Source organism: Mesorhizobium sp. B2-4-13 (assembly GCF_006658535.1).
GTDB classification, from domain to species: domain Bacteria; phylum Pseudomonadota; class Alphaproteobacteria; order Rhizobiales; family Rhizobiaceae; genus Mesorhizobium; species Mesorhizobium australicum.
Genome location: NZ_VFVB01000008.1, coordinates 208634 through 223508 on the forward strand (window position 1 = coordinate 208634; position 14875 = coordinate 223508).

Below are 14875 nucleotides of genomic sequence, written 5' to 3' on the forward strand. Positions count from 1 at the left end.
GGCGCGCTAAATCCCCGAGCCGTCCAGCTGTTGCGCGTCGTCGCCTTCCCACGGCGCTGGCATCGAGGCGCCCCGGCTGAGATTGGCCGAGGGCATCGGCATCCAGCACTTCAGCTCCGGCTCGGCATATTCGACGACGCGGCCGGGCGAGGAATCGGAGGCGCGCCAGCCCTCGTCACCGAACTGATCGGCGCGTGACCAGTAGGCGAGGTCGACTTCCGCCGGCCCCTGCTCGGATGGGCGGACCGTCACGAGGATCCGGCTGCCGTCTTTTGGCGCGCTCGACATGTGGCGCCAGCGGTCGGGCTCGTCCATCGTATTTCCTCCTGCCTTGCTGTGGGATGAAGTGTCGCCTCGTCGTCGGAGACGGTCAACCCAAACTTTGCGCAACCCATCCTGTTTCGATAGGCTGCTCGTTCCGCCCGGCGCACGGGGAGTGGATGATTTGTCGGATTGCACCAGCCGCATCCGTCCTTGATCTGGCGACGGTCGCCGACACAAGGAGAGGCATTCATGAGTGACGAAGTCGAGCCGATGCCGGCTGGGGTGGAAACAAAACTGTACTTCAGCCGCAACCCCAATCCGCGCCTGGGGGTCGCGGTGGCGCGTCATCTCGGGGCGAGGGTGACCTTCGAATTCGCGTCGCCGTTCGCGCCGGGGCAAGCGGAGCGATTCCGGCCGCTCAATCCCAACCTTTCCCTGCCCATACTGGCCTGGCCCGGCGGAAGCCTGTGGGAGGCCGACGCCATAGCCTGCCGGTTGTCGCGCGACATGGGTCCGATTTCTGGCGCAGCGGCGACGATGAGCCCGAGATGATCCGCTGGCTGAGTTGGGGCAAGGAGAATTTCATGCGGGCCTGCGACATGGTGCATTTCGAGCGCGGCACCAAGCAGCGTTATCACATCGGGCCGATCGATCACCAACTGGTCGAGGATGGACTGAAACTGTTTCACACGACGGCGGCGATCCTGGAGACCGCGCTTGCGGGCCGGCAATGGCTGGTCGGAGACGAAGTTTCTTATGCCGACTTCCGCATGGCGACCTTCCTGCCTTTCAACGATGTCGCGGGCCTGCCGCTCGGCGACTATCGACTGGTCGATCGCTGGCGTCGGCGGCTTGAAGCGATCGACGCCTGGCGTGATCCCTTCGAGGGTCTGGACGCGCCGCGATTGCCGCCAGTCCCAGGACAGGTCGAGCCGCATGAGGCGCCGAGGCTGTAGTCGAAAGGGGTGGCGACCGGCGTATACGTTTGGAGAGAAACTTGAAAACGCCGGCCGCCATTTGGGGGCGTTGGGGTGCAGCGCTTTGGGGGGCGATGCAGAGGCCAGGCTAAGCGGATGGCCGGCCGCCGCAATCGAAACGCCGGCCCATGGTGAACAGGCGGTTACTATCCACAGGTCAGGGCCGTAAACGGCAGGCCCGCCGGATTGCGGCCGTCCATCGCGGCCAGGTCGTCATTGTCTCGGCTGTGCGCAACGCGAATCGCCGGCCATGCCACGCTCGACGGGCCGCGATCGGATTGCTAAGCCCGTCCGCGAAGGAGCTGATGAGTCCGGCATGACCGTTGCGATCGAGATGGGACACACGACAGCGGGCGCGCCGGCGAAACTCGATCTCGAGGAGTTGCTGGCGACCCGCCTTCTGGTGCAGGGCAATTCGGGGTCCGGCAAGTCGCACCTCTTGCGGCGTCTCCTGGAACAGAGCGCGCCTTGGGTGCAGCAGACCATCATTGATCCGGAAGGCGACTTCGTATCCCTGGGCGAACGCTACGGCCATCTGGTGATCGATGCCGAGGAGCACACCGAGCGCGGCCTGCAGGCGGCCGGCGAGCGGGCGCGCATCCACCGGGTCTCGACCGTGCTCAACCTCGAAGGCCTCGATGCCGAGAACCAGATGCGGCGCGCCGCCGCTTTTCTCGGCGGGCTGTTCGAGGTCGCGCGCGACCACTGGTACCCGATGCTGGTGGTGGTCGACGAAGCTCAGCTTTTCGCGCCGGCGGTGGCCGGCGAGGTGTCGGACGAGGCGCGCAAGCTTTCGCTCGGCGCCATGACCAACCTGATGTGCCGGGGCCGCAAGCGCGGGCTTGCCGGCATCATCGCCACGCAGCGGCTGGCCAAGCTCGCCAAGAACGTCGCGGCGGAAGCCTCCAATTTCCTGATGGGCCGCACCTTCCTCGATATCGACATGGCGCGCGCGGCCGATCTCCTAGGCATGGAGCGGCGGCAGGCGGAGGCGTTCCGCGATCTGGAGCGCGGCCAGTTCATGGCGCTGGGGCCGGCACTGTCGCGCCGGCCGCTCGGCCTGCGCATCGGCCCGACCGACACCAGCCCGCGCAACGGCACGCCCAAGCTGATGCCGCTGCCGGAGGCGGCGCTCGAGGATGCCCGCGCCATCATCCTGGCCGCCCCGCCGCCCGAGACGATGCGTGCGCCGCGCCGGGTGGCGTCGCCGGACCTGCTCGACCAGTTGATGGCGGCGAAGTCGGCTGCGCTGGAAATCCGCCCCGAACCGGCGGAGCCGCAAGTCAGCGCCGAGGATCTGGCGGAGCGGCGCGAGCGGGTGGACCGCGTGCTGCGCGCCATTCTTGCACAACCTGACGCGGGCTTCCGCGTGATCGGGGTGCTCTACCAGGAGTTTGTCGTGCGCTGCCGCATCGAGGGCCTCGCCTCGGTCGTGCCTGACCTGCCCACCTTCCGCCGCATGTTGACGCGCGCTCGTGCCGGACTGGGGGCCGAAGCCAGCGAGGACGATGTGTGGCGCGACGTCTCGGTGCGCGCTTCGCTGCTGCCCGAGGACATGCAAGGCGTGTTCATGATGATCGCGCGCGCGGCGAAGGAGGGCTGGCCGTGCCCGAGCGATGGCGCGATCGCCCGCGCCTACGGCTCGCACTCCATGCGCCGCGCCCGGCGGCTGCTCACCTATATCGAGGAGCAGGGCCTCATCGTCTGCCAGGTCGACGGCACGGGGAAGCGCACCGTGACGCTGGTCGAACTCGCCTGGGCAACGGCGCCCGGCGATCCCAATGCCGAGGGGGCGGAGCAGGGGAGTTTGGCGCTGTGAGGGCGGCAATGGCGGCCGTGGCGCATCGCGATCTCATCGACAAACGCTGATCCGCTGGTTCTCGATGGCGGACCTGGCGGCGGCCGGCATCGCCTCGCTGGCGCTTGCGCGGTCCCCGGCAAGCGGCGCCGGGTGGCTGGTGCCGGGAACCTGCGGCTCGATCCTTGCCGGGCTCGGCGTGGCGCTGGTCAATCATCGTATCTGAAGCTTGCTTGCAGACGGCGGGTGCGAAGGCGATGCTGAGGTCGCTGGTCGGCTTCTGGTAAGGTCAGCACCGCGCGATGACGCCGCCCTTACTGGACCGTGATGACACCGTCGACCGCCCGCCATTCCGATGGGGTGATGAGCCGGTGGTGGGCGATGTGGACGGAGTGAAGCGGCCCGTCCAATTCGCGCTCCCAATAGGAGAGAAAGCCCTTGAGTTCGGGGAACTCCGGCGCCAGGTCGTAGTCCTGCCAGACATAAAGCTGCAGCAGGCTCCGATGGTCAGGCAGACGGTAATGGATTTGTGCGGTGGTCAGGCCATAGCCTTCCATCTGGAGGCGGAACTCCTTGCTGACGCTTGCGATCATTCGTGTCTCCTTTCGGCGGCAGCGGTGGCCGTAACGGCGAAAAAGTCTCTCGGCCCATCAATGTGCGCCGTCGGTAAACAACTCCTTCAGAGGGTGAGCGGTTCCGGCGCCGGCGATGGTACCGGCTCGGATAATTTTGCCGGATCTAGGCGTAAATTCAAGGGGCGGCTCCCGACGCAGAGCGAATAAGACCGCTATAACAGTGAGTTGGCACTCCACCGGCGTGAGTGCTAAAATTTTCTGGCGGCCTCTTGAAACCGAAAAAAGGGAAAACTAGCTCGATATGCGCGCGCGATGCCTGACAAAGGGTCGCCGCATTCCGCATCGGCCCGAATTGCCGGTCCGGTGTGGAGGAAGCTGAAAACCTGTTTGTCCCAAGAGGAGAACGACATGGCGTTCCGTCCATTGCATGACCGTATCCTGGTCCGCCGCATCGAGGCCGAGGAAAAGACCTCCGGCGGCATCATCATTCCCGATACCGCCAAGGAAAAACCGCAGGAAGGCGAAGTCATCGCCGTCGGTCCCGGCGCGCGCGACGACAGCGGCAAACTGACCGAGCTGGATGTCAGGGTGGGTGACCGTATCCTTTTCGGCAAATGGTCCGGCACCGAGATCAAGCTCAATGGCGAGGACCTGCTCATCGTGAAGGAAAGTGACGTGATGGGCGTGATCGAACAGACCGCGCAAGTGAAGAAGGCCGCCTGACGGCTTCTTAGAAAATCCACCAGTCAACGAATGCTGCCTAGAGATAGAGGAGTGATCCAATGGCTGCCAAAGAGGTAAAATTCCATACCGAAGCGCGCGAGAAGATGCTGCGCGGCGTCGATATCCTGGCCAATGCGGTGAAGGTGACGCTCGGCCCCAAGGGGCGCAATGTCGTCATTGAAAAGTCGTTCGGTGCGCCGCGCATTACCAAGGATGGCGTCACCGTCGCCAAGGAAATCGAGCTTGAGGACAAGTTCGAGAACATGGGCGCGCAGATGGTGCGCGAAGTCGCCTCCAAGACCAATGACCTTGCCGGCGACGGCACCACCACCGCGACCGTGCTGGCCCAGGCCATCGTCAAGGAGGGCGCCAAGGCCGTTGCCTCGGGCATGAACCCGATGGACCTGAAGCGCGGCATCGACAAGGCGGTGGACGCCGTCGTCGCCGAGCTGAAGGCCAACGCCCGCAAGGTGACCCGCAACGACGAGATCGCGCAGGTCGGCACCATCTCTGCCAATGGCGACGCCGAGATCGGCCGCTTCCTCGCCGAAGCGATGGAGAAGGTCGGCAATGAAGGCGTCATTACGGTGGAGGAAGCCAAGACCGCCGAGACCGAGTTGGAAGTCGTCGAAGGCATGCAGTTCGACCGTGGCTATCTCTCGCCCTATTTCGTCACCAACCAGGACAAGATGCGCGTCGAACTTGACGAGCCCTACGTGCTGATCCACGAAAAGAAGCTCGCCAACCTGCAGGCGCTGCTTCCGGTGCTGGAAGCGGTGGTCCAGTCGGGCAAGCCGCTGCTGATCATCGCCGAGGATGTCGAGGGCGAGGCGCTGGCGACGCTGGTCGTCAACAAGCTTCGCGGCGGCCTCAAGGTCGCGGCCGTCAAGGCGCCGGGCTTCGGCGACCGCCGCAAGGCCATGCTGGAAGACATCGCCATCCTCACCGGCGGCACCGCGATCTCCGAGGATCTCGGCATCAAGCTCGAGAATGTGACGCTGGAGATGCTGGGCCGCGCCAAGAAGGTGGTGATCGAAAAGGAAAACACCACCATCGTCGACGGCGTCGGGCGCAAGGAAGAAATCCAGGGCCGCGTCGCGCAGATCAAGGCCCAGATCGAGGAGACCACCTCCGACTATGACCGCGAGAAGCTGCAGGAGCGGCTGGCCAAGCTTGCCGGCGGTGTCGCGGTGATTCGCGTCGGCGGCTCGACCGAGGTTGAGGTCAAGGAGCGCAAGGACCGCGTCGACGATGCCTTGCACGCGACCCGCGCGGCTGTCGAGGAAGGCGTGCTGCCCGGCGGCGGCGTCGCGCTGCTTCGGGCCGCCAAGGCGCTCGATGCTGTCCAGACGGACAATGCCGACCAGAAGACCGGTGTCGAGATCGTGCGCCGCGCCATCGAGACGCCGGTCCGCCAGATCGCGGAAAATGCCGGTGCTGAAGGCTCGATCATCGTCGGCAAGCTGCGCGAGAAGGGCGAATTCGGCTGGGGCTGGAACGCTCAGACCAACGAGTTCGGCGATCTCTATGGCCAGGGCGTGATCGACCCGGCCAAGGTGGTGCGCACCGCGCTGCAGGATGCGGCGTCGGTCGCCGGCCTGCTGGTGACCACCGAGGCAATGGTGGCCGAGAAGCCGAAGAAGGAAGCCGCCAGCCCGGCAATGCCGGCCGGCGCCGGCATGGACTTCTGAGGTCCGACCAGTCCGCCCGCTCCCTCGACAGGGAGCGGGCATCGGTTGAAGGGAGAGAGATATGGATGCGCTTGCTGACCTTGGGCCCGTGCCCGCGCCGACACATCAGGCAAAGGAGTTCCTGGCCTATGAAAGCGAATGCCGCGGTGCGTTGAAGCCGCTGCTGGCGGAACTGCTCGACAGGGCCGAAGCCGCCGGCTGGAAGCGGCGGACCGTTGCCGCGACGCTGATGTTCCTGGCCGCGCAACAGGTGTCGGAGGCGTCCGAGGCCTCGGCCGGCGGCTGAGCGCTGACATTCAGTCCCATGAACCTTACGGGCAGTCCCATGAACCTTACGCGGCGGGCCGCGCCTTCCGGTGTTCGGCCCGCCGCGGGTCCGCACAATCGAGAGGAGGCACAAGCCATGAATCGCTGGCAGTTTGAAGAACCGGTGACCATTCTGGTCGGAATGGGCTTTCCGAGGAAGATCGAAAGCGTGATGGAAGCCTACGCGCTGTTGCAGGACTGGCCGGCCGCCAGCCGCAACGGCGCTCATGCCGTCGCCCTCAATGCCTGCAAGGCGGGCATCGCCGGTGAGATCGACCCGGAGACGGTGCGCGCGACGCTGGTCACCTTCGCACGCCGCAACGACATATTGCTGCCGGATATGGTTTCGCCGGCCGCTGCGATGGACAATGCGCTGCAGGCGGGGCGAGGCGGCAGGTCCGTCTGATCTTCAGCGATCCGCCTCGCGGCGGTGGCGGGCGCGAGCCCGCGGGGAACCAAGCGATGGCCATCGGGTTGAATCAGCGTTGGTTCCCCGAGGCGAGGCGACGTCATGAGCATCCTGCAAAGCATCAAGAAAGTGGCCGAACAGGTGACCGGTGCCGCAAGACCGGACAGCCGTCAGGCGGCCGACCTTGTCAGGCCGCGAAAAGCGAACGAGTTCAGGTTTGGCGATGATGGCCTGGTGCCCAATCATCCGTCCTGGCCGCTGGTCGTCTATCACGGCGCAGTGAGATTGCCGGAAGACTTCGATCCCGCGGCCGTGTTAGAGGCGCTTTTCTCGGCCAATGGCTGGGGAGACAGCTGGCGCAACGGCATCTACGATTATGTTCACTACCATTCGCGCATCCACGAAGTGCTCGGCGTGGCGCGTGGCACGGCGAAGGTCCGGTTTGGCGGCAAGAAGGGCCGAACGCTGGCGCTGAAGGCCGGCGATGTCGCGGTTCTTCCGGCCGGCACGGGGCACCAGCGCATCTCCGCTTCGGACGACTTTCTCGTCGTTGGCGCCTATCCGCCGGCCGGTACCTATGACGAATGCACGACCACCGCCGACCACGCCAAGGCGGTGGTGACGATCCCCAAGGTCGGCCGTCCGCGCAAGGATCCCGTCTATGGAAGCAAGGGCCCGCTGCTGGCGGCGTGGAAGAAAGATTGAGTTCGCCGAAGGCGAAAGAGAGCAGGCCCTGCCTCGGAACGATCGACGGGCAGATCGAAGCATAGTTCATCACTCCGGTGGAACGCTCTCGGGCATTGGAGGTTGATAGCCGTCGAATGCTTTATCAACGGACTGGAAAACGGAGAGAGCCCGCCTTCGGTTGACGCCGGGGCGGGTTCTTTTTTGTCTGAGATTCTCGGGATTGATGGCGCGCGGGAACATGTCCGGCATGCCAGGCGCAATGGGAGCAAGCCTGGAGAAAGCAGGTGGTGAAGAGATTGCGCCTGCCTCGGAGCGGACAGACGACTGATATACCGTCTACATTCCGTAGGTGAGGGCAACATAGATCGCCGGGATAAGCGTCAGGCAGATCGCCATTCCCACGACAACGGCGATGGCCAAGCGCTCGGTTCGCCTGACAAGATCGACCATGTTGGCGTCCTCACTCAGACAGACGGGCGGGCCCGACGGGATTTCCGGGGCCTGAACATCATTGTCATTTGCGGGGCGATTGTCGTCGTGGATGCTCGGTCTCTGGGCTGATGTCACTGCTTGCCTCGCTCTCAGAATATCCGGCGGTCGAGCTGGATTCCGCGATGATGGATGATTGGCTGCGTTGCTCCGGCGCGAAACCCAACGTATCGGCAAGAAATGGGTTGCCGCATACGACTTCAGTCTTGCCAATTCTTAGACCTAAGCCTTGCCCGGGAACGCAATGCAGCGGGAGCCGTTGGTGACCGGTGACAACTCAAAGAATAGGAGAGGAGAAAGTCATGGCTGACGGTCCAACTGTTGTTAATTCTGGAGGTGGTGGCGGCACTGCGGTCGCTATTGTTCTTGCGATAATCGCCATCGTTGTCCTGCTGATATTTACCGGTGTCATCAACATTGGTGGCGGCGGCGGGAAGGACATCAACGTGAAGGTTGAGGCGCCAAAGGTGGAAGCTCCGGCCACTTCAGCGCCCGCGAAGCCCGCGGCACCTGCCAATGGTGGCTGATTGGCTGCGGCAGAGGCCAGAATAATTCTGGCCTCTGAAAATGTTTCTTAGTTCACAAAAGGACTTGTCATGAAAAGATATCTTGTCGGCGCTGTCGCGGCCCTCGCGCTTATGGCTGGAATTGGTGCTTCCTTCGCGGGAGACGTCGTAATTCTCAAGCCTGAGCAGCAGACGGTCGTCCGCGAATACATCCATAAGCAAAAACTCGCGTCAGTCAGCCTGCTCGGCGTCGAACTCAACGTCGGCTCCGCTCTCCCTGACACCGTCGAGCTTCATACAATCGACGTCCCCGACGTCAGATACAAATACACTGTTGTCGGCGATCATGCGGTTCTGGTTGACCCCGATACACGCAGGGTCGTGCAGATCATCGAGTGATGCCGGTAGTTCGCCCTGGCCAACGGGGGCGGCCCGCCGTGCCGCAAAAATGGCGCGGCGGGCTTTCTATACGGAGCCACTTAATCCCTGTGAACATCGCCGAAACCTTCACCCGTCAGGCCTTGGCCTGGGTTAACCGCTCCAGCGCATCGACGATCAGGCCGCAGAATTTCGGATGGTCAAGTTTCATCGCCACGGTATGGCGGAAGTCGACCTGCTCGCTCGCAGTGCCGCCAAAATGGTGCATCCCGCCCATCTTCTCGAAATTGCACACCGTCATGCCCTTGGTCCACCGCCCGGCGATTTCGACGCGGATATCGGCCTTCTCGGTGGTGAAGACGGTCGGGTCGATCATGGCCGCGACGCAGCACGCGTCGTGGACGGCTGGATACTCGATCTGCAGGAGGCCGCCATGCGTGGTCGCTATGAACTCCCAGATATCCAGGATGAACTTGGCGATCGGGCCGCCGACGGCGCGCACCCTGTTTTGCAGGTCCGGAGTGGCCAGCGCCTGGTGCGTGAGGTCGAGGCCGACCATGGTGACATCCCAATCGGCGCGGAACACCACGTCGGCGGCCTCCGGGTCGCCATAGACATTGAACTCCGCCGCTGGCGTGATGTTGCCGCGCGTGTAGGCTCCGCCCATCGCGACGACGCCCTTCACCCGCCCGATGATGCGTGGGTCCTTGCGAATGGCGAGCGCGATGTTGGTGTAGGGACCGACCGGCACCAGCGTAATGGTTTTCGGCTCGTGTGCCATGACCGTGTCGATGATGAAGTCGACGGCATGCCGCTTGTCGAGTTCGAACGAGGCGGGCGGCAGGACGGGGCCGTCGAGCCCGGTATCGCCATGGATTTCGATGGCCAGCACCTGCTCGCCGATGAGCGGGCCGGGTGAGCCCTTCGCCACCGGCACCTTGATGCCGTAGGCCGTGCATACGGCCAGAGCATTGCGCGTGGTGTTCTCGACATTGTGGTTTCCCGAAACCGTCGTGATGCCGAGAAGGTCGATATTCGGGTTTCCCGCCGCAAGCAGGATGGCGATGGCGTCGTCGTGCCCAGGATCGCAGTCCAGGATGATTTTTTCCATGATTTCGTCTCCCTTGTCGGCGGAGCCTGTGGCTGCCCCGTGCCAATAGTCGGCCCGCGCCTACTTGTCCTCGACAATGCGCAGATAAGCCGCCGTCACGAACAGGACGATCAACCCGAACAGGATCCGCCTCGCACCCTCCGGCATCTGCAAAATAGTCAGCAGCGTCGTCAGCACCGTCAGGATCAGGGCGCCGATGATGGTGCCGGTGTAGCCGCCGCGACCGCCGAAGATGGAAGTGCCGCCGATGACGGCGGCGGCGACCGATGGCAGCACCAGCGGTTCGGCGAGCGACAGCGATGGCGCCTTGATCAGGCCGATATAGAGCAAGCCGGTGATGCCGGCGAGCACGCTGGAGGTGACGTAGAGCGCCGTGATGACCTGCCAGTATTGCACGCCCGACAGGCGCGTCGCGCGCTCATTATCGCCGACGGCGTAGAGCAGGCGGCCGAAGCCGGTGCGGGCGAGCGTGAAGACGATGAGAGCCGCCAACGGAACGAACAGCAGCAGCGCGTTGGGGAAGGCAAAGCCGAGTACGGGGGTGACGCCGGTCCCCAGCCAGGCGAGAAAGTCGGGGATCTTGGCACCGGACGCGATCACCGTGCGCTGGTAGACCTGCAGGCAGCCGGTGCCGATCAGGCTGGTGCCCAGCGTCATGATCAGCGGGTGGACGCGGAAGACACCGACGCCGATGCCATTGACGAGCCCGATCAGCACCGCCGGCATCATCGCCAGGAGGAAGGCCACCGCCGGGTCCTGGCTGACGATCTGCGTTGCCATGATGAAGGCGCTCATCGTCGCCACCGTGCCGACCGAAAGGTCGATGCCGCCGGTCAGCATGGTCATGGTCTGGCAGCCGGCGAGGATCGCCAGCGGAATGGCGAATTTGATGGTGTTGGCGATCCAGCGCTCGTTGACGATGCCGGGGCGCAGGATCTGCAGGATCACCACCAGGATGACCAGCAGGATGATCAGCGGGATGAGAGGCCGGTCGGCCATGAAGCGTTTTATGCGGCGGCCGAAGGGGACCGGCGCGGGCGTGATCGCGGTGGTGCTCATGGGGTGGCTCCTGCTCGCGAGGAGGGGGGCTTGGTGGTGGTGTTCTGGAAGGATGGTGCTCTACGGCGCCGTACAGCGCTGCGGGTGAATTTCATGATTGCCGCCCTCGCATCGTGATGAAGGCGCCGAACATCACCACGGCGACCATGATCAAGCCTTCGATGATGGCGGTGACGTTGGGGTCGATGGCGAGCAAGGTGAGATCCGTGCGCACCAGCCGCAGCACGAAGACGGCGACGATGGGGCCGAGCAGGCCGCCCTTGCCGCCGCCGAGCGCCACGCCGCCCAGCACGACCGCGGCGACGCTGGCCAGGAGATAGGGGCCGGGGATCGGCGCGCCGATGCCTGTGCTCATGGTCAGCGCCAACCCGCCCATGGCCGCGAACAGGCCTGACAGCGCGTAGGCGATGACCCTGGTGCGGGCGACAGGCACGCCGCTGCGGAACGCCGCCAGTTCGCTGGAGCCGATGGCGTAGATGGAAAGGCCGAGGCGCGACCGCCGAAGCGGTATCCAGATGATGCAGAGGCAGACGATCAGCACCAGCAGCGCCTTGGGCAGCCACGCGTCGACGGCGTCGGGCAGGCCCGGTATCGGCACAGTGCCCGAGATCAGCGCCTTCAGCCATTCGGCCGCCGCGCCGCCCGGGGCGCCGAGCACCAGAAGGGCCGCGCCTTGCAGCACGAACAGCATGGCGAGCGTGACGACGATGTCCGGCACGCGGGTAACGACGATGAGCAGGCCGTTGAGCGCGCCGAGCACGAACCCCATGGCGAGCACGAAAGGCACCACGAACAGCGCGTATTCCTCGCTCGCGCCCGCCATCATCGAGGCGGCGGTGACGCTGGTCAACGCCATCATGGCTGCGACCGAGAGATCGATGCCGCCGGCGATGACGACGACCGTCTGCGCGGCGACGGCAAAGGCGTAGGGCAGTACGGCCCGCGCCAGCGAGCCGAAATCGCCGCTGCCATAGCCTGGCTGGATGATCTTGGTGGCGATGAACAGGATGACGAGGAGGGCGAACAGGCCTGTTACCCAGCCTTGCCGGCGCAGGAAATGGCTCATGGCGTTGCCTCCGGCGCATCGGAAGCATTCGCCGTGGGTGCGGCCAAAATACCGATATCCGCCTTGACGCCGCGCGGCAGGCCGTAGGCGGCGCGCATCAGTGTCGGCTCGTCGGCCTCCTCGACCGGGAAAATATCGACCAGGCGGCCGCCGAAGATGACGATGACGCGGTCGCAGACGCGCTGCACTTCTTCCAGTTCGGAGGTGTAGAACAGAACCGACTTGCCGTTGCCGGCGAGCTCGCGCAGCAGACGATAGATCTCCTGCTTGGTGCCCACATCGATGCCGCGCGTCGGGTCGAAACACAGGATGGTGCGCGCGTCGGCCGCGATCCAGCGGGCGATGGTGACCTTTTGCTGGTTGCCGCCGGACAGGCGCTGCACCTCGCCTTGAGCGCGGGTGTCGATCTGCAGGCGCTGGATGGCGCTCGCCACGGTGGCGCGCTCCTTGCGCATACGAATAGGCCCCCAGTTGCGCAAGGCGGCACTGAAGGGGAGCGCAATGTTCTCGCGGACCGAGCGCTGCATGGCGAGCGCCTCGGAACGGTCGCCCGGCACATAGGCGATCCCCGATCGGATGGCATCGATCGGGTGGGCGAATTTCACCGGGCTGCCGTCGACCTCGATCGTGCCGCCCGATGGTTTGATCGAGCCGGCAAGGGCGGCGAACAGTTCGTCCTGGCCCTGGCCTTCCAGCGCCACGACGCCGGCCACCTCGCCATCGCGGAGATCGAAGGAGACATCGCTGAGCTTGGTCCCGACGCGCAGGTTTCGCACGGCGATGCGCGGGCGAGCAGGGGGGCGGGCCTCTTCGCTGGCGCCGCGGGCGGCGACATGGGTCTTGACAATGCGAGTGCCGAGCATCAGCTCGACGATCTTTTCCTCGACGCCCGGCACGATGTCGACGACGCCGACAGTCGCGCCGTCGCGCAGCACCGTGGCGCGGTCGCAAAGGGCCGAGATTTCGACGAAGCGGTGGGAGATGAAGATCACGGCGCGGCCGGCGTCGCCCTGCCGGCGCACCACTTCCAGCACCTTTTCGGCAAGGTTGGCGGGGAGTGCGGCCGTCATCTCGTCGAGCAGCAGCACGTCGGGCTCGACGGCCAGCGCGCGGGCCAGGTCGAGCACGCGCAGGATGGCGAGCGGGATGTCGCGCGCGGTGTCGCGCAGGTCGAGGTCAGGTATGCCGAGTTCGCGTACCCAGGCGCGGAACGGCTCGACCGGCGTGCCGGTCAGCCGCAGATTGGACAGCACATCGAGATCGGGGATCAGCAACGGCTCCTGGTAGACAGGCAGCAGCCCGGCCCGGCGCGCGGCGGCCGGCGAGCGTATGTCGCGCGCCTCGCCACGGATCAGGATGCGTCCGGCATTGGCTGATATCGCGCCGGTCAGGATCTTCACCAGCGTCGACTTGCCGGCGCCATTGGCACCCATCAGCGCATGCACCTCGCCCGGCAGCACGGAGAGCGACGCATCGCGGAGAGCCGCGACCGCGCCGTAGTTCTTGGCGACGCCTGACGCGTCGAGGAGGGGGGCGGTGGTCAAATGATTTGGGTCTCGATTTATATGCCTAATAACCGCGAATGTCAGCGCCGCCCCTCACCTGCCTGCCGGCATCCTCTCCCCGTACAGAGACGGGGAGAGGGGGCTTGCCTCCGGCGTTGCGGCCAGCTTCTCTCGCCCCGTTTTACGGGGAGAGATGTGCGGCAGGACAGTGAGGGGCGGCGCCGACCATGGTCAGCAAAGCCGCTGCTTACTCGCCCGGGCCCTTGCAGGCCACGATCTGGTCCTTGGTATACGTCGTCCAGTCGGGGATCATGATCGAGACCGGCCATTCGGGGCTCAGCGACGGGTCGGCGGCGGCTTTCAGCTTGGCCTTGCCTTCCTCGGTGGCATTCTCCCACAGCTGCGGGTCGACCAGCACGGTCTGCTGTGCCGGCTTCTTGCCGTCGAGGATCTGCAGCGCCAGCGTCACGCCGGCACCACCGATCGAGCCGGGGTTGGTGACGGCGGCACCCACGAGGCCCTTGACCGAGCTCAGCTGGCCGACGAAGCCGGCATTATCGGCGCCGACCACGGGCACCAGCGGCGCCTGCGATTCGACCAGCGCGTCGACGATGACGTTATCGATGCCCGACGTCCACACGCCGTTGAACGGCGTGCCGGTGGCCAGGAACGACAGCATCTGCTGCTTGGCCTGGTCCTGCTGCCAGCCGGTGAAGACCTCCTGCGCCACCTTCACGTCGGGGAATTCGGCCAGTGCCTTCTTGAAGCCTTTGTCGCGATCGCTATCGGCCGAAGCGCCTGCCGCGCCGCGCATGTAAAACACCTCGCCCTTGCCGCCCATCTGCTGGAACAGCCATTTGGCGCCGAGATACGCATACTGCTCCTGATTGTTGGAAATGATGTAGGCCGACGGCTCGGTGACCGCCTGGTCGACGGCGACGACGACGATGCCGGCCTTGGTGGCTTCTTCCAGGCCGGCCTTGATGCCGGCAGGGTCGGCGGGGTTGACGACGATGGCGTCGACCTTGGCACTGATCAGGTTGCGGATGTCTTCCAGCTGGCCGGCGGCATCGGTGTTGCGGTGGGCGATGTTGAGCTTGGTCACTTCGCCGGAGGCGAGCGCCTGCGCCTTCATGGCGCAAACCATTTCCTCGCGCCAGCCATTGCCCTGCACGGTGTTGGAAATGCCGATCGTGTATTTGCCGGCAGCGGACGACACGCCCACCGAGGCCAGCAGCGCCGCGCTGGCAAGCAGCGGGACCATGGTCAGATAGTTCTTCATTTCAGTCTTCCTCCACATTGTTTTTCAGTTCAGTTTTAACCTGTTAGGC

At 64.9% G+C, this 14875-nt stretch carries 16 protein-coding genes and 1 pseudogene; 10 read left to right on the forward strand and 7 right to left on the reverse strand.

Going from position 1 to position 14875, the window contains the following annotated elements:
- Positions 1-6: 6 nt before the first annotated feature.
- A complete protein-coding gene (locus FJ936_RS22095) occupies positions 7-315 on the reverse strand; it encodes a hypothetical protein (RefSeq protein WP_015316958.1) in 309 nt (102 codons plus the stop codon).
- A 198-nt stretch (positions 316-513) separates the two neighbouring features.
- On the opposite strand from FJ936_RS22095, the pseudogene FJ936_RS22100 reads away from it, so the two are divergent.
- The 3 genes and pseudogenes from FJ936_RS22100 to FJ936_RS22110 all read left to right on the forward strand — a co-directional run bounded on the left by FJ936_RS22100 (position 514) and on the right by FJ936_RS22110 (position 3265).
- A pseudogene (locus FJ936_RS22100) lies at positions 514-1220 on the forward strand (glutathione S-transferase family protein).
- A gap of 337 nt (positions 1221-1557) precedes the next feature.
- Entirely contained in the window at positions 1558-3060 is a 1503-nt protein-coding gene (locus FJ936_RS22105; protein WP_140791283.1) for an ATP-binding protein, read from the forward strand.
- 64 nt (positions 3061-3124) lie between these two features.
- Positions 3125-3265 (forward strand): hypothetical protein, encoded by a 141-nt coding sequence (locus FJ936_RS22110; protein WP_181171339.1) that lies wholly within the window; start codon positions 3125-3127, stop codon positions 3263-3265.
- An 88-nt stretch (positions 3266-3353) separates the two neighbouring features.
- On the opposite strand, the gene FJ936_RS22115 is transcribed toward FJ936_RS22110, so the two are convergent.
- Positions 3354-3632, reverse strand: coding sequence for an usg protein (locus tag FJ936_RS22115; RefSeq protein WP_015316961.1), 279 nt, complete (start codon positions 3630-3632; stop codon positions 3354-3356).
- A gap of 390 nt (positions 3633-4022) precedes the next feature.
- Between FJ936_RS22115 and FJ936_RS22120 the strand changes: the two genes are divergently transcribed.
- From FJ936_RS22120 to FJ936_RS22155, 7 genes are all read left to right on the forward strand, one after another.
- Positions 4023-4337, forward strand: a complete 315-nt coding sequence (locus tag FJ936_RS22120; protein WP_140791287.1) for a co-chaperone GroES — start codon at positions 4023-4025, stop codon at positions 4335-4337.
- Positions 4338-4396: 59 nt separating this feature from the next.
- Positions 4397-6028 carry a chaperonin GroEL gene (gene groL, locus FJ936_RS22125; RefSeq protein ID WP_140791289.1) on the forward strand — a complete coding sequence of 544 codons (1632 nt, stop codon included), beginning with the start codon at positions 4397-4399 and terminating at the stop codon, positions 6026-6028.
- A gap of 61 nt (positions 6029-6089) precedes the next feature.
- Positions 6090-6314, forward strand: coding sequence for a hypothetical protein (locus FJ936_RS22130; RefSeq protein WP_015316964.1), 225 nt, complete (start codon positions 6090-6092; stop codon positions 6312-6314).
- Positions 6315-6431: 117 nt separating this feature from the next.
- The gene (locus tag FJ936_RS22135; protein ID WP_140663343.1) at positions 6432-6740 is read left to right on the forward strand and encodes a DUF982 domain-containing protein; all 309 of its coding nucleotides are present in this window, start codon (positions 6432-6434) and stop codon (positions 6738-6740) included.
- A gap of 105 nt (positions 6741-6845) precedes the next feature.
- A complete protein-coding gene (locus tag FJ936_RS22140) occupies positions 6846-7448 on the forward strand; it encodes a cupin domain-containing protein (protein ID WP_140791296.1) in 603 nt (200 codons plus the stop codon).
- A 773-nt stretch (positions 7449-8221) separates the two neighbouring features.
- Complete coding sequence (locus FJ936_RS22150) at positions 8222-8446, forward strand: hypothetical protein (RefSeq protein WP_023782864.1); 225 nt, start codon at positions 8222-8224, stop codon at positions 8444-8446.
- Between the two features lie 69 nt (positions 8447-8515).
- Entirely contained in the window at positions 8516-8824 is a 309-nt protein-coding gene (locus tag FJ936_RS22155) for a DUF1236 domain-containing protein (RefSeq protein ID WP_015316968.1), read from the forward strand.
- 115 nt (positions 8825-8939) lie between these two features.
- Here FJ936_RS22155 and FJ936_RS22160 read toward each other — a convergent pair whose 3' ends face one another.
- From FJ936_RS22160 to FJ936_RS22180, 5 genes are all read right to left on the reverse strand, one after another.
- Entirely contained in the window at positions 8940-9914 is a 975-nt protein-coding gene (locus FJ936_RS22160) for a nucleoside hydrolase (RefSeq protein ID WP_140791298.1), read from the reverse strand.
- A 60-nt stretch (positions 9915-9974) separates the two neighbouring features.
- Positions 9975-10973: an ABC transporter permease gene (locus FJ936_RS22165; RefSeq protein WP_140791300.1), complete on the reverse strand. Its 999-nt coding sequence runs from the start codon at positions 10971-10973 to the stop codon at positions 9975-9977.
- A 91-nt stretch (positions 10974-11064) separates the two neighbouring features.
- Positions 11065-12039, reverse strand: coding sequence for an ABC transporter permease (locus tag FJ936_RS22170; protein WP_140716309.1), 975 nt, complete (start codon positions 12037-12039; stop codon positions 11065-11067).
- A complete protein-coding gene (locus FJ936_RS22175; protein WP_141906977.1) occupies positions 12036-13583 on the reverse strand; it encodes a sugar ABC transporter ATP-binding protein in 1548 nt (515 codons plus the stop codon). Before FJ936_RS22175 ends, FJ936_RS22170 begins: the two co-directional genes overlap by 4 nt.
- Positions 13584-13791: 208 nt before the next feature.
- Positions 13792-14826, reverse strand: coding sequence for an ABC transporter substrate-binding protein (locus tag FJ936_RS22180; protein ID WP_015316972.1), 1035 nt, complete (start codon positions 14824-14826; stop codon positions 13792-13794).
- Positions 14827-14875 lie beyond the last annotated feature (49 nt).